The sequence below is a fragment of the Microcoleus sp. PH2017_24_DOB_U_A genome, assembly GCF_020738205.1.
Lineage (GTDB): Bacteria > Cyanobacteriota > Cyanobacteriia > Cyanobacteriales > Microcoleaceae > Microcoleus.
Map to the genome: position 1 here is coordinate 1 of NZ_JAEQCT010000047.1, position 17094 is coordinate 17094.

15 protein-coding genes are annotated in these 17094 nt (G+C 46.8%); 8 read left to right on the top strand and 7 right to left on the bottom strand.

Annotated elements, in window-relative coordinates; genetic code table 11:
* Positions 1 to 171 precede the first annotated feature (171 nt).
* Positions 172 to 837 (top strand): response regulator, encoded by a 666-nt coding sequence (locus JGK07_RS13955; RefSeq protein WP_293177811.1) that lies wholly within the window; start codon positions 172 to 174, stop codon positions 835 to 837.
* A gap of 143 nt (positions 838 to 980) precedes the next feature.
* Here the strand turns inward: JGK07_RS13955 and JGK07_RS13960 are convergent, their stop codons facing one another.
* Together JGK07_RS13960 and JGK07_RS13965 are read right to left on the bottom strand one after the other, a co-directional pair.
* Positions 981 to 1706, bottom strand: coding sequence for a pentapeptide repeat-containing protein (locus JGK07_RS13960; RefSeq protein WP_293177786.1), 726 nt, complete (start codon positions 1704 to 1706; stop codon positions 981 to 983).
* A gap of 165 nt (positions 1707 to 1871) precedes the next feature.
* Positions 1872 to 3071: a phosphoglycerate kinase gene (locus JGK07_RS13965; protein WP_293177783.1), complete on the bottom strand. Its 1200-nt coding sequence runs from the start codon at positions 3069 to 3071 to the stop codon at positions 1872 to 1874.
* 185 nt (positions 3072 to 3256) lie between these two features.
* Between JGK07_RS13965 and JGK07_RS13970 the strand changes: the two genes are divergently transcribed.
* The 3 genes from JGK07_RS13970 (at position 3257) to JGK07_RS13980 (ending at position 6587) form a co-directional block, all read left to right on the top strand.
* Positions 3257 to 3667, top strand: coding sequence for a universal stress protein (locus JGK07_RS13970; protein WP_293177780.1), 411 nt, complete (start codon positions 3257 to 3259; stop codon positions 3665 to 3667).
* Positions 3668 to 4043: 376 nt separating this feature from the next.
* A complete protein-coding gene (ylqF, locus tag JGK07_RS13975; protein ID WP_293149305.1) occupies positions 4044 to 4901 on the top strand; it encodes a ribosome biogenesis GTPase YlqF in 858 nt (285 codons plus the stop codon).
* A 72-nt stretch (positions 4902 to 4973) separates the two neighbouring features.
* Positions 4974 to 6587 carry an adenylate/guanylate cyclase domain-containing protein gene (locus JGK07_RS13980; protein WP_293177777.1) on the top strand — a complete coding sequence of 538 codons (1614 nt, stop codon included), beginning with the start codon at positions 4974 to 4976 and terminating at the stop codon, positions 6585 to 6587.
* Positions 6588 to 6812: 225 nt separating this feature from the next.
* Here the strand turns inward: JGK07_RS13980 and JGK07_RS13985 are convergent, their stop codons facing one another.
* Positions 6813 to 7634, bottom strand: a complete 822-nt coding sequence (locus tag JGK07_RS13985) for an MOSC N-terminal beta barrel domain-containing protein (RefSeq protein ID WP_293190001.1) — start codon at positions 7632 to 7634, stop codon at positions 6813 to 6815.
* A 215-nt stretch (positions 7635 to 7849) separates the two neighbouring features.
* On the opposite strand from JGK07_RS13985, the gene JGK07_RS13990 reads away from it, so the two are divergent.
* Positions 7850 to 8563, top strand: a complete 714-nt coding sequence (locus tag JGK07_RS13990; RefSeq protein ID WP_293177771.1) for a carbonic anhydrase — start codon at positions 7850 to 7852, stop codon at positions 8561 to 8563.
* Positions 8564 to 8690: 127 nt separating this feature from the next.
* Here the strand turns inward: JGK07_RS13990 and JGK07_RS13995 are convergent, their stop codons facing one another.
* Positions 8691 to 9878, bottom strand: coding sequence for a glycosyltransferase family 2 protein (locus JGK07_RS13995; protein ID WP_293242112.1), 1188 nt, complete (start codon positions 9876 to 9878; stop codon positions 8691 to 8693).
* Positions 9879 to 10339: 461 nt separating this feature from the next.
* On the opposite strand from JGK07_RS13995, the gene JGK07_RS14000 reads away from it, so the two are divergent.
* The gene (locus JGK07_RS14000; RefSeq protein WP_293177765.1) at positions 10340 to 10609 is read left to right on the top strand and encodes a GlsB/YeaQ/YmgE family stress response membrane protein; all 270 of its coding nucleotides are present in this window, start codon (positions 10340 to 10342) and stop codon (positions 10607 to 10609) included.
* Positions 10610 to 10895: 286 nt separating this feature from the next.
* Here the strand turns inward: JGK07_RS14000 and sppA are convergent, their stop codons facing one another.
* The 3 genes from sppA to JGK07_RS14015 form a co-directional block, all read right to left on the bottom strand.
* Positions 10896 to 12716 (bottom strand): signal peptide peptidase SppA, encoded by a 1821-nt coding sequence (gene sppA / locus JGK07_RS14005; protein ID WP_293242115.1) that lies wholly within the window; start codon positions 12714 to 12716, stop codon positions 10896 to 10898.
* A gap of 386 nt (positions 12717 to 13102) precedes the next feature.
* On the bottom strand, positions 13103 to 14152 hold the full coding sequence (gene fni / locus JGK07_RS14010) for a type 2 isopentenyl-diphosphate Delta-isomerase (RefSeq protein ID WP_293242127.1): 1050 nt from the start codon (positions 14150 to 14152) through the stop codon (positions 13103 to 13105).
* Positions 14153 to 14217: 65 nt separating this feature from the next.
* Positions 14218 to 14901 (bottom strand): SDR family oxidoreductase, encoded by a 684-nt coding sequence (locus tag JGK07_RS14015; RefSeq protein ID WP_293224873.1) that lies wholly within the window; start codon positions 14899 to 14901, stop codon positions 14218 to 14220.
* Between the two features lie 78 nt (positions 14902 to 14979).
* Here JGK07_RS14015 and JGK07_RS14020 point away from each other — a divergent pair, with 78 nt between their 5' ends.
* Both JGK07_RS14020 and fghA read left to right on the top strand, forming a co-directional pair.
* Positions 14980 to 16089, top strand: a complete 1110-nt coding sequence (locus JGK07_RS14020) for an S-(hydroxymethyl)glutathione dehydrogenase/class III alcohol dehydrogenase (protein ID WP_293190009.1) — start codon at positions 14980 to 14982, stop codon at positions 16087 to 16089.
* A 90-nt stretch (positions 16090 to 16179) separates the two neighbouring features.
* Complete coding sequence (gene fghA, locus JGK07_RS14025; RefSeq protein WP_293190011.1) at positions 16180 to 17034, top strand: S-formylglutathione hydrolase; 855 nt, start codon at positions 16180 to 16182, stop codon at positions 17032 to 17034.
* Positions 17035 to 17094 lie beyond the last annotated feature (60 nt).

Below are 17094 nucleotides of genomic sequence, written 5' to 3' on the forward strand. Positions count from 1 at the left end.
CGCACGTAATATCCTGTTACGTGCTTTGTCGGATTCGACCTGTTCTGTCAGCCATGACGGAATTGCGATCGTTACATCTCCAGCATTGCACAGCTATGTAGAGAAATGTTCAGCGTAAAAGAATCAGCCGCAGTTTCAAGAACTGTCAACTGGAATTGGTGCAAGGCCCTCATGGAAAGAATATTAGTAGTTGACGACGAAGCAGACTGTCAAACAGTCTTGGCAATGTATCTCGAAAGCCAAGGATACCGGGTTGAATGCGCTAATTCAGGAGTTGAGGCGCTCTCAATTTTTGAAAATGCCCCCCCAGATTTGGTGATTTCAGATGTGATGATGCCGGAAATGGACGGGTTTGAGTTTTGCCGGCGCTTGCGTACTACACGTTTGGGACAGTTGGTGCCGTTTATATTTTTGTCTGGTCAAGGCGAAATTGAGGCAAAAGTTGAAGGTCATGCGATCGGCGCTGACGATTATCTGGTAAAACCTTTTCAGTCTGAAGAAATCTTGGCTAAGGTGAAAGCTCAGTTAGAGCGCTCCCACCGCATTCACGCCGAGATTGTCCGACTGCTGCAAACTTCTACCGCCCTGGCGGTGGAGCCCAAAGTTGTCGCAGTATTGCCACCACTAGCACCTTTGCCTCTAACACCAGCCGAGGAAAGAGTTTTTTGGGAGGTGATCCAGGGTTATACTAACAAACAAATTAGCGATCGACTGTTTATTAGCCCCCGCACCGTCCAAGCTCATTTAGGCAGCATATTCAGCAAACTACAGTTAGAAAATCGCGCCCAGCTTGTGAGATTTGCCCTAGAAAGGGGATACAAACCACCTCAAACTTAGCTCCGGTCTCAACTTACGGTGTACCAGCCCTTAATTACCCGCAATAAAAACGGTTTGTAGTGAGGACTTTAGTCCTCATAATCTGAGGACTAAAGTCCTCACTACAAACCCATCTGATTGTCGTCGTTCGAGAGAACCTGATATTATTCCAAATTCAAAACACAATAAGGAAAACTCGTCGTCACGCAAACCATCGGCCCCAAATTTGTACCCCGCAAATTTGCACGTTCCAAATCAGCCTGCCGCACGTCCCTCGCCGCATCGATATTTGTCCCGGTCAATTGAGCTCTAGGAAGCCTGGTATTTGACAGAATAGCATTCTGCAAATTAGTATCGCGCACGTCAGCAAAAGACAAATCAGCCCCGCTTAAATTAGCGCGATTCAAATTCACTCTAAACAGCAGCGAACGTCGCAAATCTGCATTCGACAAATTAGCTTGCAGCAAATAAGCTTCGCCCAAATTAGTATTAAAAAGCTTAGCACCGCGCAAATCAGCTCTCGTCAGATTTGCCCGCCCCAAAAAAGCATTAGACAAATCCGCATTTCGCAGATTAGCGCTGTCCAAGTCGGCACCATACATTTCAGCATTAACCAAGTTAGTATTTGCCAAATTAGCACCACTTAAATCTGCTTCTAGCAAATTAGCTTCGTAGAGATTAGCTCCGCTTAAATCAGATCCTCTTAAATTAGCTCTGTACAAACTCGCCTTAAACAAATCAGCATTTCTCAAATCGCAGCCCTCACACTCCTTAGTTTCTAGCAACTGTTGGACGTGATCGGGATTTTGAGCTTTCACGGGGGGTGCCAGCAAAAACGGCGCTAAAACTGCTACAGTTGCCGTTACACTTGCCAAGATTTTAAATTTCACAAACAAACCTCACTGCCACTTCAGATCGATCGTACTCGCAAACAGTAAAATTTCAACCCATTTCCCTCACTCTTTTCTCCCTCTCTGCGTTCTCTGCGCTCTCTGTGGTAAAAAGAATAGCATTCGCCGCAAGGCGGGCAACAAAGCCCGCCCCAGTCAACTTAATTAAGCCTCATCTAAAGCCGCAACACCAGGCAATTCCTTACCTTCTAGCAGTTCCAAACTAGCGCCGCCACCAGTAGAAATGTGGCTCATTTCTGGCCCCAGATTCAACTGTTCCACAGCCGCCACCGAGTCACCGCCACCGATAATCGTGGTAGTACCAGTCTTAGTAATTCCAGCCAAAGAATGAGCAATTCCTTCAGTTCCCGCAGCAAACTTTTCCATCTCAAACACGCCCATCGGCCCGTTCCAGATTACCGTTTTGCAATCAGCCAAAGCATCTTGGAAAGTTTTCACAGAATCCGGGCCGATGTCCAAACCCATCCAACCGTCGGGAATGCTCTCAACGGAGACAGTTTGAGTGTTGGCGTCAGCAGCAAACTTGTCAGCAACTACCACATCAGTAGGTAACAGGAAAGTAACTCCCCGTTCCTTTGCCTTCGCTTCCAAAGACTTAGCCAGTTCGAGCTTGTCATCTTCCACCAAAGACTTGCCAACGTTCAAACCGCGAGCTTTGTAGAACGTGAACACCATGCCGCCACCCAGCAGCAATTTGTCGCACTTTTCGAGCAGTTTTTCGATGACTCCAATCTTGCTGGAAACCTTAGAACCACCGATGATAGCAGCTAAGGGACGTTGCGGATTGTCGATCGCACTACCGAGATATTGCAACTCCTTCTCCATCAAAAACCCAGCCACCGAAGGACTCAGATACTTAGTCACACCCTCAGTCGAAGCGTGAGCCCGGTGAGCCGTACCAAAAGCATCATTGACATACAAATCAGCAACAGAAGCTAACTTCTTGGCAAATTCTGGGTCATTTGCTTCCTCTTCAGGGTAGAAGCGGACATTTTCCAGCAAAATCACATCGCCATCAGCCATCGCCGCCACAGTAGCAGCCACTTCATCACCAATACAGTCGTTAGTCTTTTTGACTTCCTTCCCCAACAATTCCGACAGCCGCTTAGCAACCGGAGTCAAGCGCAACTTCTCCGTCACACCCTTGGGACGCCCGAAGTGACTGCACAAAATGACCTTAGCGCCCTTCGACGCTAAATCCTGAATAGTCGGCAGAGCAGCCCGGATGCGAGTATCATCGGTGATATTGCCGTTGTCGAGCGGCACGTTAAAGTCCGCGCGCACCAATACCCGTTTGCCCGATAAGTCCGATGCCGATAAATTTGCTACAGTTTTTTTTGTCACAGGATTAACCTCCTAATATTTGTGTTTTTGTCTAATTCCGTTGAAATGGCGGCACTCGTCACTTGCACTTGGGGCCTCGGGCGCATTCAACCGCGCCCGTACAAAAAACGGAAGATGAAACAAACGGCACTGATTTGGCTCAACGTAAACATTTTATCGGAGTCCGTGTCCGGGAAATGCGAACTATGTTCAAGACTGTCTTATTTCCTGTAGATCAAAGCCGAGAAGCCCGCGAAGCGGCGGAAAAGGTTGTCAATATTGTGAAAACCTACGCTTCTCGTTTAGTTATTCTGTCGGTAGTCGAACCCCCAGCCGAGGAGGGTGAGGCACCGCGAGAGGTGATGAGTTCCCCCGAAGCAGTCGCCAAACTGCTGTCTGAAGCCCAGTCGATGTTTTCCCAGCAGGGAATTGAAGCTGAAATCATCGAACGAGAAGGCAAACCTGCTTTCACGATTTGTGATGTGGCTGACGAAGTTGGGGCTGATTTGATTGTGATGGGCTGTCGTGGGATGGGTTTAACTGATGATGGTGCGTCTGACAGCGTTACCAGTCGGGTGATCAATCTGTCTCCTTGTGCAGTTTTGATTGTGCCTTAGTCAGTTGACAGTTGACAGTTGACAGTTGACAGTTGGCAGTTGACAGTTGGCAGTTGACAGTTGACAGTTGGCAGTTGACTCCGAAAGCAGTTGACAGTTGGGGCGGTGCCCCGCCTTGCTCGCCCTCTTAGTTGACTCCGAAAGCAGTTGACAACTAACAACTGACAACGAACAACGAGAGCATCTCAGTTTTGATTTTGTAGTGCGAGCTTAAGAGCTCGCTTGCTGTTAAAACCAAGCGAGCTCTTAAGCTCGCACTACAACAAAAAAATGCTTTTTGCAAAAATTGAGATGCTCCCCGAACAACTGACAACGAACAACGAACAACTGATAACTGACCACTAACAACTAACAACTAACTAATAACTAATAACTAATGAAAATTCACTGGTATCCCGGTCACATTGCCAAAGCTGAACGGGCATTAAAAGAACAGCTAAAGCGGGTAGATGTGGTGCTCGAAGTCCGAGATGCCCGCATTCCACTAGCGACTTACCACCCCCAAATGCCTACCTGGGTGGGCGGTAAGGCGCGAGTGTTGGTCATCAACCGCATGGACATGATTACGCCTAGAACCCTCGATGCGTGGGAAACCTGGTTTGAATCTCAGGGCGAAACTGCTTATTTTACTAACGCCGAGCACGGTCAAGGAGTACACGATGTTTCCGATGCTGTCCAGGAGGCTGGGGTGCAGCTAAATAAACGCAGATTCGATCGAGGAATGCTACCCCGTCCAGTCCGCGCCGTGGTGATGGGCTTTCCCAATGTCGGCAAATCTGCTTTAATTAATCGCCTTTTAGGGCGCAGAGTAGTAGACAGTGCCCGCAGAGCTGGAGTAACTAAATCGCTCCGATGGATTCGCATTTCTGACGAAATTGAGTTACTAGACGCCCCCGGAGTAATCCCCACCCGGATTAACAATCAAGAAAATGCCATAAAATTAGCTATTTGCGAAGATATTGGCGAAGCAGCTTACGACAATCAGGTAGTAGCAGCAGCTATGGTTGATTTGCTCCTCGGGCTGGAGGCGGCTGATGACACATTGATATCAGTATCTGGTTTCAAATCTCGGTATAAATTAGATATAGGATCTAGCAATGGTGAAGATTATTTGCACGAAGTAGCAAAAGACAGGTATAAAGGAGATGTCGAACGAACGGCGCGGCAGATGTTAAACGATTTTAGAACTGGTGTGTTGGGTCAGCTTACTTTGGAGTTGCCGCCAGCTTTATAAGACTTGTAGGAGATTTGATCTGATGAATTCAAGTCTTATCAAAGCCTTGAAAATTCAACAGCGGTGCTGTCTATGAATGAACTGAATCTGGAACTTCAAATTAATGGAATCATCGAAAAAACCGTGCCTGTCGAAGGCGAGCAATTTATTATCGGTAGGTTGCTAGAATGCGATTTGCAACTGCCTTTTTCTGACATTTCCCGGCACCACACCCGCTTGTTTAAAATAGCTTCAGGGGAGTGGCTAGTTGAGGATATGGGCAGTACCAACGGGACGCTACTAAACAACAGTCCCCTCAACCAACCTCACTTAGTCAATCAGGGCGATGTGATTTATCTGGGACACCGGATTAATTTGATTGTCGTTTTGCCCGATCGCTCTGACCCCCAACTTCCTGAAATCGGCACCATGCCCGAAGGAGTGACTATCCTCGGCAAAGCTAAAGAACTGCAAAAACAGTGGATAGAACCAGACACAAAACTTGAAAAAAATTACGAACAAGCTATCTCGCGTTTAAAATACTTAGTCGATATTGCGAAGTATTTAAACACCGCTGAATCCATCGAAGCAATTTTCGATCAAGTCCAGCAAATCGTGTTCCGCGATATCAAAAATATCGAACGTTTGGCACTATTAATAGACTTTCAAAATAACGGCGAACTCGAAGTAGTTAAGACTGCCGCCAGACCCACTGCCAAAAATAAATATATCCCTGCTGACGGCAGTTGGATCGGCCGGACTATTTGCCGCAAAGTATTAGACGAACAAGTTGCTCTCAAAACTGCCGACGCTCAGTTTGACGAACAGTTTGACGACAATATAAGCATGATCGATAAAGGAATTCGCACGGCGATAGCTGTTCCTCTCTGGGATGAAAATACAGTTTTTGGAGTGCTTTACGGCGACGCTCAACTGACTTCTAGAGAGTGGTATCTGGGCGGAGATGAAGACTTGAGCTTTTTTTCAGCTTTAGGAAATATCGCTGCTTCTAGCGTGCAGCGGTGGCTGCTGACACAAAAACTCCGCACCCAAGAAACTATGCGGCAAAGATTGGAACGCTATCACTCTCCGGCTGTGGTGCAGCATTTAATGAATACGGGGACTTTAATTGACCACCGCCTGCCGCCTGTGGAACGCGAAATCAGCATTTTGTTTGCAGATATTGTGGGCTTTACTGCGATGTCTGAACGCTTGAGGCCCCCTGAAATTGCCCGGTTGCTGAACAATTTCTTTGAGGAAATGCTGCAAGAAGTTTTTGGGGAAGGAGGAACTTTAGATAAGTTTATTGGAGATTGTATTATGGCATTTTTTGGAGCGCCGGAACCTCAACCGGATCATGCCGATCGCGCGGTGGCTGCTGCTTTGGGAATGCTCAACCGTCTTGACGAACTCAATGCAAATAAGAGTTTGGGCGAACCGCTGCAATTGCGGATTTCTATTAACAGCGGCAAGGCAATAATTGGTGATGTCGGCAGTTCTAAAAGAGTTGATTATACTGTGTTGGGTTCGACTATTAATCTGGCTGCTCGGATGGAGGGAATTTGTCAGCCTGGGGAATGCGTGGTGAGCGAAGCTACTTACACGTTGCTGCGATCGCCCCAAAGTTTTGAGCCGATGGGAGATTTCCGCTTTAAAGGAATTGACAGACCGATCGTGGTTTATAGTACCAACAGAAATTTAAGGTAATGGGGCATGGGGCATGGGGCATGGGGCATGGGGCATGGGGCATATTGATTTGGACTAACGGAGGACACTCCAAAAGCCGTTTCCCTACCCCAAAATAATCGTCATGCTTGCAAGAGATGTAACTAACGCCCACTTAATTGTAGGGAAACGGCACTGCCGCGTCCTGACTCTGGGTAATATTAATTCCGGTGTTACCGGATTTGATATGAAGTCATCATAAAACTTTTATAACTGATCGGGAATGGTATTAAATAGGGAGTTTTTGACGCTGAGGATTTGAACTTCATCTCCTATGTGTACTATTTTTCCGGCTGATTGAAGTGGCACTCGCGTGTTAACGAGCAGCCGACTAAAGTGATTGAAATGCCCTTTTTTTTGCAATTCAGGCATGATTTCATTTTGCTTGGCTGTTAGCATAGTTTTCAAGTTTGGATAAGCTTCTTGAGCAGCAGAATTTCGGTTGGATTGCAGACAGGGCTGACCGGGATTAATACCTTCAAATATTACTGGCCCTATTTTAAACCTGACAACTTCATCGGCTGCTCCGAAAAGTCGATCTTCCCAAAAAGCCGGGACATCTCCTATTTCAATATTAGCTCGCAAGCGATGGCGCATTTCGTTAACGCAAACTCTCGGAAACCAAGATGCTACTTCGGCTATTGTTGCGGTACTGATAATGCTTGGCCCGGGTGCTGCGGTATCATCGGGAAAGCCTGCGAGCAAGTTTTCAATTAACTTGACCGGGAAACCGAAGTAGTTGCTCAACCAAGATTCTATTGCGGGGCGTTCTCTATCTACATGAAAAAATATTTCTTGTTCGGTGTCTTGAATTTTCAGACCGGCGATTCTCTTTTTTATGTCAAATGATAGGCGCAGAAAATGGACTCCGCTGTTGCGCTTAGCGTTAACAAATGCTCCGGAAAGATCGCAGATGGCAAAAGAGCGATCGCCTGCTAGAGCTCCGCTGGCAAGAATATTAGCTTGACTGACAGCTATGCCGTCAAGGGACTTGACCGGATAGATATGAATGCTGGCGACGTAAGACATTGTGATTCATTGATAAATAATTGTTGTTTTAGATACACTATAGCATCCTCCGCAGGCAGAATGATGACCGCAGTTAATTCCATGAAATTACAAGGGGCGATTTTTTATTAGTTTATATTTGGCAGCTACTTGTAAAGAAAAAGTAAAGAATTTTTGCTGGGCTGATGGCAAATATTATACTAATAAATATAAAACAATTAACCGAGTTGCAAGCAATGACCGACTCAAAAAAAATAGGCAAGATGTCGAGGCGGAGTGCGATCTGGATGTCAAGTGCAGGGGCGCTGGTGGCAACCATGGCCCCAGGGCTGTTCAAAACTGAACCGGCCTATGCAGAAGGAGTAGTCTCAAACATCACTCCTGAGGCCGCACTCAAGAAATTGATGAACGGGAATCAGCGGTATATTCACCAAAAACGGACATTTCCCGACCAAAGCCGATCGCGAATTACCGAAGTAGCAAAGGGTCAACATCCGTTTGCAACCATCCTTGCTTGTTCTGATTCGCGGGTAACACCCGAAATTATTTTCGACCAAGGATTGGGGGATTTATTTGATATCCGAGTAGCTGGAAATTTTCTCGACGACGGGGTTCTCGGAAATATGGAATATGCCGCATTAGAATTAGGCGTTCCGCTATTAGTAATTCTGGGTCACGAACGCTGCGGTGCTGTGAAAGCGGCTTTGGATGGTAAAGCTGTGCCGGGTCACATTAGCACTTTGGTGGCGGCGATTAAACCAGCCGTTGATGCTACAAAAAATCAATTGGGCGATGCTTGGGATAACGCAGTCAGAGCTAATGTAAAAATGAATGTAAAAAAGTTAAAATCTGCGTCGCCTATTTTGGCTGAAGCAGTGAAAGCGGGAAAGCTTAAAGTTGTTGGGGCGCGCTACGATTTGGACAGCGGCAAAGTAGAGATAATTGCTTGATTTTGTTGGTATTTTTCGCAATTTGTAGGGTTAATGCCAAGAGTGCTTACCCCTCTGGGATCGATGGGAAACTACCGACGATTGCCCCTACAAATGACCTACTTAACGAGAAAGTAGATATGCAGGTTTAGATTAAACCCATTTCTTGCAGTCCGCGGCGCAGGCGTTCTGCTTCAAAGGGGCGGCGCTGTTCGTGAAGGGCGATCGCTCTTTTGAATTCTGCTAAACTTTCGGGCATTTTGCCAATTTTCAGCAGCGCTACTGCCAAGTTTTGATGGGCTTCGGCGTGTTCGGGATCGATTTTAATGGCTTGTCGGTAATAGGCGATCGCATCTACCAAATTTCCGGTTGCTTTCAGTGTGAGTCCTAAATTGTAGTGACCTGGTGCAAAATTGGGATCTATTTTTAAAGCTGCTTTGTAAGCTTTTTCTGCTGCTGGCAAATCTCCTTCATCTTTGAGCAAATTGCCCAAATTATTGTAAGCACCTAATTTGAGCGCCGGGAAAACATCTGTATTAATTGCGAGTTGATAGTGTTCTTTGGCTTTGGCAAATTGCTGTTGCTGGCGGTAAGCAATGCCTAAATGATAGTTAAGTTCGTAAACAATAGAATCATCAATTGTCGCCGCAGTCAATCCCCTAGTTAATAAATTAATGCCCCGCGCGATTTGCCCGCTTTCTACGTACAGCGCGCCTAATTTGCTGCACGCATAAGCATCGTTTGGATAATAAGCTATATAGCGTTCCATTGCTGTTTGAGCTTTTTGGAATTTGCTTTTTGCTGCGATCGCATCTTTGTGATAACCAGAGTGCCAAATCGCCACATCGGGGAGAGAAGCTATTTTCCACTCTGGTTCGCGCTGCAAAATCTCAGCCACGCTGTCGTCTACCATGGCGTGGTAAGGGCGAGAAAAGCGGATGCCGGGGCGATTGCGAAACAAACGCGACACTAGGGAATAGGGTGATTGAGATGCACCGATTTCTTGGCGGATGAGATTGATTAGCAACAGTCGATCGCTCTTAATTGCCTGCTGGATCTGAGGTACAATCTCCGGTACCAGCACCTCATCGGCATCCAACACCAAAATCCAGTCGCCCTGGGCGTGCTTCAGAGACTCGTTGCGCGCCGCTGCGAAGTCGTCGCACCATTCAAAGTCATAAACCCTCGCCCCGGATTCTCGGGCTATTTCACGAGTGCGATCGCGCGAACCGGTATCTACCACCACAATTTCGTCAACAACACCCTTCACGCTGTCCAAAGTCCGCGACAGTGTTGCTTCTTCATTCTTGACGATCGTGCACAGTGTCAGATTCATCGGGGGCCAACTTTCCTAATTTGACAAAAATATTGTAATTTTTTTACCAGTAAAACACAAAAAGTCCCAGAAAAATTTTTCCTATTGCCCTTCGGCTTTGAGCATAGGTACCTTTCTTCCTTAGAAAAATTTGGTTGTACCAACCGCACCCAACGGTTGGGACGTTCTGAAATTGCACTTTATATGAGTAGTCGATTGCTTCTGTCCTAAATAAATAAAGCCTTCTATCCTAGATAATTAAAGGCTTCGTTCTTAGTTGTGCGCTCTACGTTATGCATTCTTAGTTGTGCGTTCTTCAATAACTCTTTTGACATATTAAAAAGCCTTAAATTAGGACGATTCATGAGAAATTCTACCTCTATCGGTTCATCCCTACGGTAGAGGAAAGGACGGGATATCAGTTGTTATTCTTAGAACATAAGACAAGGCAGACGAAAGTTAAACACTCAGGAGAAAAAGAAATGGGAATTATTGCTTGGATCGTTTTAGGACTGATTGCTGGTGCGATCGCCAAAGCCATTTATCCGGGAACTCAAGGTGGCGGTTTTGTCGCAACAACAGTTTTAGGAATTATCGGCGCGCTGGTGGGAGGTTATTTAGGCCAAGTCTTTGTGGGGACTAGCGCGGGAGCATCCTTCGGAGCATTAACTGTACCCAGCATAGCTTTTGCAGTCATCGGCGCGATCGTGGTACTTTTCATCTGGGGATTGTTGACTCAGCGTGCTGCATAATAAATATTTCCAATTCCCAGTCGATCGTATAGGGTATTCATAAACCCGGTTTCTTGAGGAAACCGGGTTTTTCAATATCGGAGTCGGCGGTTGAAACTCGGCGGTTGAAACTCGGCGGTTGAAACCGCTACTACACAGACAAAACCCGCCGACGCGGGTTGAAGAGTAAAGACAAACTCGGCGGTTGAAACTCGGCGGTTGAAACCGCTTCTACACAGACAAAACCCGCGCGGTTGAAACCGCTTCTACACAGACAAAACCCGCCGACGCGGGTTAAAGAGTAAAGTTAATTAATCCGCAAGTCGAAAGGTAAGCGAACGTAAATCCCTTGCGGGTCATTCATCGACTTGATAACAGCCAATTCATCCTGCATTTTCTTAACTTCTGCACTCAGCGGATCGAGTTTGGTGGCTGGTTTCAAAACGCGAACGCCGGATATTCTTTCCAAAATTTGCTCTTCCAAACTGCGGCGTTTTGGATATTCTTCTAACTGCCAATCGTCGCCTAGCTTAGCTTGCTTAGCTGCTTCTCTAACGGCATCTTCTAGGCCGCCAATTTCATCGACTAAGCCCAACTGTTTCGCAGCCGTACCAGACCAAACTCTGCCTTGAGCAATTTCTTGCACCTTGTTTTTTGGCAGTTTGCGGGAGTCGGCGACTTTGGTGATAAATAGATCGTAAATGCGATCGACTATTCTCTGAATATTCGCCAATTCTTGAGGATTTTTGGGGCGGGAAACCGTGTTAGTATCCGCAAAACGGGCGGTTTTTACCACGTCCCAAGTTATGCCGTTGTTAGCAGCCAACTTTTCGGCATTGAATAGCATCCCAAAAACGCCGATGGAACCAGTAATCGTACTGGCTTCGGCAAAGATTTTGCTAGAACCCATCGAAATCCAATAGCCGCCGGAAGCTGCTAAATTGCCCATCGATACGATAACTGGCTTTTTTTTGCCTGTCAGCGCGACTTCGCGCCCGATGACTTCCGCAGCCGTCGCGCTGCCTCCAGGGCTGTTGACGCGCAGAACTACTGCTTTTATGTCGTCATCTTCTCGGATTTTACGCATTTCTTCAGCGATGCGATCGCCCCCTACTTGAGTCGGGCCGCCTTCGCCGTCTACAATCTCACCTTCAGCGTAAAGGACAGCAATTTGGTTTTTCTTGTGAGCGCGAGTAGAGTTTTTACTCTCAGCAACTCTTGCGTAGTTTTTCAAACTTATTTGCTTGAAAGATTTATCTTCTGCATCGGTTCCTGTTAGTTTTTTCAGTTCTGTTGCAATTTCATCAAAGTAGACAACTTTATCAACTAACTTGCCTTTGAGAGCTTCGTTAGCCATCAAAGTTCCGCCATTATCTGCAACTGCTTGCAGTTGGGGAACGCTCAATTTGCGGCTCGGCCCGACAGTTTTTAAGTATTCGCCCCAAATATCTCCCAGCAATTTTTGAGTTTGCTGGCGATTTTCCGGGCTCATTTTTTTGAGCAAAAACGGTTCGACGGCTGACTTGTATTTACCGACGCGAGTGACTTGCACTCCGAGGCCGTATTTCTCGAAAGCACCGGTTAAGAACATTGCTTGACTGCTAAAACCGTTGATTTCAAGAGATCCGTAAGGATTGATAGCAATTGTGTTAGCAACGGAACCGAGGTAATAATCTCGCTCATTCCAGTCCATTTCGTAAGCAAAAATGGGTTTTTTGGCATCTCGGAAACGCTGTAATGCCGATCGAACTTCTTTGAGATTAGCAAACCCGCTGCTGCTGGAATCCGAACTGCCTTCGAGATACATCCCCACGATTTTCGGGTCTTTTTTCGCAGATTCGATCGCATCTAAAACAGTCCGCAGCGTCACAGCATCGCCGGATTCATCCGAAAGTGCTTCTTGAATCGCCGCGCTCGTGCTGCGGCTCGGTTTGCTATCGGTGATATTTAGAGAAAGGTCTAATACCAATACAGACTTATCTTTAACTTGCGGGCCTGAATCTTTAGACGACGATGCCGCCAGAGCAATTAGCAGTACCAGTCCTCCCAATCCGATGCCGCCCAGCAGCAACAATCCCAGGAAGGTTCCCAGCAAACTTGCACAAGTATATTTTAGGAAATCTTTCATTTAGATAATTAGTCAGTTGACAGTTGACAGTTGACAGTTGACAGTTGATAGTTGATAGTTGACAGTTGATGGTTAACAGTTACAGTTGGTAATTGGTAATTAGCAGTTGGTAATTAGCAGTTGTTATTTGTTATTTTTGAATCTCTCCCAATAATCAGTAACTACTGACTACTGACTACTGCCAACTGCCAACGGGAGCATCTCATTTTTGAAAAAAGCATTTTTTATATATAGTGCGAGCGTCCCCGCTCGCGAGTATTATACCGCTCGCGAGCGGAGACGCTCTATAAATGCAAAACTGAGATGCTCCCACTGCCAACTGCCAACTGCCAACTGCCAACTGCCAACTGCCAACTGTCTACTGCCAACTGCCAACTGACATACTTTTATCTTAACCTTTCCAAAACCCCAGAATGTTTTAACTCATCTAAGTTAGCGCAGCCCGTACAAAACATCACAGTAGCGATTTCTGCAATTAAAACCTCAGCTAGAACACCTGCTGCTGATTCCGATGCTGCGGCTGCTTCCAGAAACGGCCGCGCCAGCCCCGCCACATCCGCGCCGAGGGCGATCGCCTTGGCTGCATCCAAGCCGTTTTGCAAGCCCCCAGAGGCAATCAGGGGAACATCTGGCGCTACGGCGCGGGTGCTGACAACGCACTCGGCTGTCGGGATTCCCCAGTCGGCAAAGGTGGCGCCCAACCTCCGCTGCTTGCCGTCTTTGGCTCGCTCTCCTTCTATTTTGGCCCAAGAAGTGCCTCCGGCTCCGGCAATGTCGATCGCGCTTACCCCAGCCGATCGCAATTTCTGTGCCATTTTTCCAGAAATACCGTTGCCTACTTCTTTCGCAATCACCGGTACTGGTAATTTATCGCACAATTTAGCAATTTTTTCGAGCAGTCCTTTAAAATTAGTATCGCCTTCAGTTTGAACGCACTCTTGCAGCGGATTGAGGTGTAAAATTAGGGCATCTGCTTCCAGAATATCGATAATTTTTTGACACTCTTCCAAACCGTAATTGTAGTTTAATTGAACCGCTCCGATATTAGCAAATAGCAGAATATCGGGAGCGCGGCGGCGCACTGCAAATGTAGGAGCAAGTTGAGGGTTTTCTACGATGATGCGCTGGGAACCGACTCCCATCGCCAGTTTGTATTCCTGAGCGACATCGGCGAGGCGATAATTAATGGTCTGGGCTAGTTCTGTGCCACCTGTCATTGAGGAAATTAGCAGCGGAGCGCCTAGTTTTTTGCCGAGAAATGTGGATGTGAGATCGATTTGGGTGCGATCGATTTCTGGCAAACAGCAGTGAGTAAAACGGTAGTGTTCCAGTCCGCTGGTAGTTTCGCGAAATTGTACGTCTTCTTCGAGACAGATCCTGAGGTGGTCTGCTTTGCGGGTTTCGGTTTGCGAGGGCGAGGTTAATGGCAAGTTCACAGTGGCTGTTGGGGGAAAGAGTTATTAGTTGGATCATACAGGAATCTTATTTTACTATTTTATTGTTATCCTGGAACGGTCATCGGCATTCCATTATCCGAAGGTTTCAATTTCAGTAAAAAAGGCACTGCTTTTTGCACCCATGCTTTGACAGGCGTATAACTTGCCGCGTGTTCTCCGAAAGAAATTTCCAGCATATCGGTGTGAATTATGCCCGGATTCAAAGGAATCGCTGCCATGCCTCGCGGGAGTTCTTGGGCGAGCGATCGCGTCAATCCTTCGATCGCCCACTTAGAAGCGCAATAGGGCGCGACTTCCGGCGAAGTTGACCTTCCCCAACCCGAACTAAAGTTGACAATTATGCCACTTTTTCGAGCAATCATTGCCGGGACAAAGTGGCGAATCACATTAGCTGTACCTTTAATATTAACATCAATTACCTGAGAAAATTCTTCGCTGGTGATATTCCAAAGAGGCGCGGAATAATTAGTTATAGCTGCATTGTTAATCAGCAAATCTGGCAGTTGCTGCTTTGCCAAAATTTCTGTAGCCCAAGCTTTGACTTGCTCGTCGCTAGCGACATCCAAACAAGTAAAATGATGGGGCGCGCGATATTTTTGTTTTAGTTTTTCCACTGCTTCCGAAGAGCGGGCGCATCCTAAAACTGTGTGTCCCAATTCAATAAACTTTTCGGTCATCGCGAGACCGAGACCGCGACTGACTCCGGTAATTACAATTAATTTTGTCATAGAATTGGTGCAATTTTTAGATTAAGTAATAGAATACATATTGACGGAGCATTTAACAAATCATCCCAGGGGGAAAGCATGAAAGTAAAAGCAGCAGTTGCTCGCAGTGCCGGCCAACCTTTGACCATTGAAACGGTCGATCTAGATGGGCCGCGAGATGGTGAGGTGCTGGTAGAAATTAAAGCGACGGGTGTTTGTCACACCGATGCTTATACTCTTTCCGGCGCCGATCCCGAGGGTTTGTTTCCGGCAATTCTCGGCCACGAGGGAGCCGGGATTGTTGCGGAAGTTGGGGCGGGAGTGACAAGTGTCAAAAAGGGCGATCGGGTAATTCCACTTTACACTCCCGAATGTCGCAACTGCGCGTATTGTTTGAGCGGCAAAACGAATCTCTGTCAAGCAATTCGCCTCACTCAAGGGCAAGGCGTAATGCCCGATGGCACGAGCAGATTTTCAATTAATGGCGAGAAAATTTTCCATTACATGGGAACTTCTACCTTTGCTAATTATACAGTATTGCCAGAAATTGCGGTAGCGAAAATTCGCGATGACGCTCCCTTTGACAAAGTTTGTTTGATTGGCTGCGGCGTTACAACTGGCATCGGCGCTGTCATCAATACTGCCAAAGTAGAACCAGGTTCTAATGTCATAGTTTTTGGTTTAGGCGGCGTGGGTTTGAATGTAATCCAAGCAGCGCGCCTGGTGGGAGCCAACATGATTGTCGGCGTAGATATGAATCCCGACAAACGAGCAATGGCGAAAAAATTCGGCATGACTCACTTTGTAAATCCCCGCGAAGTTGAGGGCGATTTAGTGCCTTATTTGGTAGATTTAACCAAAGGCGGAGCTGATTACACTTTTGAATGTATCGGCAACGTTAATGTGATGCGCCAAGCTTTGGAATGCTGTCACAAAGGTTGGGGTGTGAGCGTGATTGTCGGAGTAGCGGGAGCCGGGCAAGAAATTAGCACCCGCCCGTTTCAATTAGTAACTGGTAGGGTGTGGAAAGGCACGGCTTTTGGTGGCGCCAAGGGCAGAACCGATGTTCCGAAAATTGTTGATTGGTACATGGATGGTAAAATTGATATTGATAGTTTGATTACCCAGATTATGCCGATCGAGCAAATTAATGACGCCTTTGATTTGATGCACCAAGGAAAAGTAATACGCACAGTTTTAACATTTTGAACAAAAATATTTCTCTCTTCTCTCTTCCTCTGCGCCCTCTGCGCTCTCTGCGGTAAAAAAAATCTAATTCACAAATGAAATAAAATTAACATGATCTCAAAATCCCTAAAACTGGAAAAACAATATAAAAGTTTGGGTGGCAAACTCGGCTTTTACAGCCATCAATCATCCGCCTGCAACAGCGAGATGAAATTCACTGTCTACCAGCCACCACAAGCCGAATCACAACCCGTACCAATCCTCTATTACTTGTCAGGATTAACCTGCACGGAAGAGAATTTTATGGCAAAAGCGGGGGCGCAACAATGGGCAGCCAAATATGGGTTAATGCTGGTGGCGCCCGACACTAGCCCGCGCAATACTGGCATTCCAGGGGAAGCGGACAATTGGGATTTGGGAAGCGGCGCGGGTTTTTATGTGGATGCGACAGCCGCACCTTGGAATTCTCACTATCGAATGTACAGTTATGTGGTTGATGAGTTGCCGAATTTAATCGCGTCAAACTTTCCGGTGATACGTGAAAAACAGGGAATTTTCGGGCATTCGATGGGCGGACACGGGGCTTTAATTTGCGCGTTAAAAAATGGCGATCGCTATCTTTCTGTTTCGGCTTTTGCGCCTATTTGCGCCCCTGTCCGCAGCCCTTGGGGACAAAAAATATTTGGACACTACCTCGGTGGCGATCGGGAGAATTGGAAGGCTTGGGATGCTAGCGAATTAGTTTTGGAACAGCAATACAAGCGCCCGATTTTGATTGACTGCGGTACGGATGATTCGTATCTAGCTGACGGGCAATTGTTGCCGGATGCGTTTGCGGTTGCTTGTGCAAAAGTGGGACAGATGCTGACTTTAAGGATGCAGGAAGGTTACGATCACAGCTATTATTTTGTGGCGAGTTTTATGGAGGATCACATTCGCCATCATGCGGCTGCCTTGTGCGAGTAAAAAAGTGACTCGGCGGTTGAAACCGCGACTACACACACGAAGTCTGCCTCCGCAGACTAA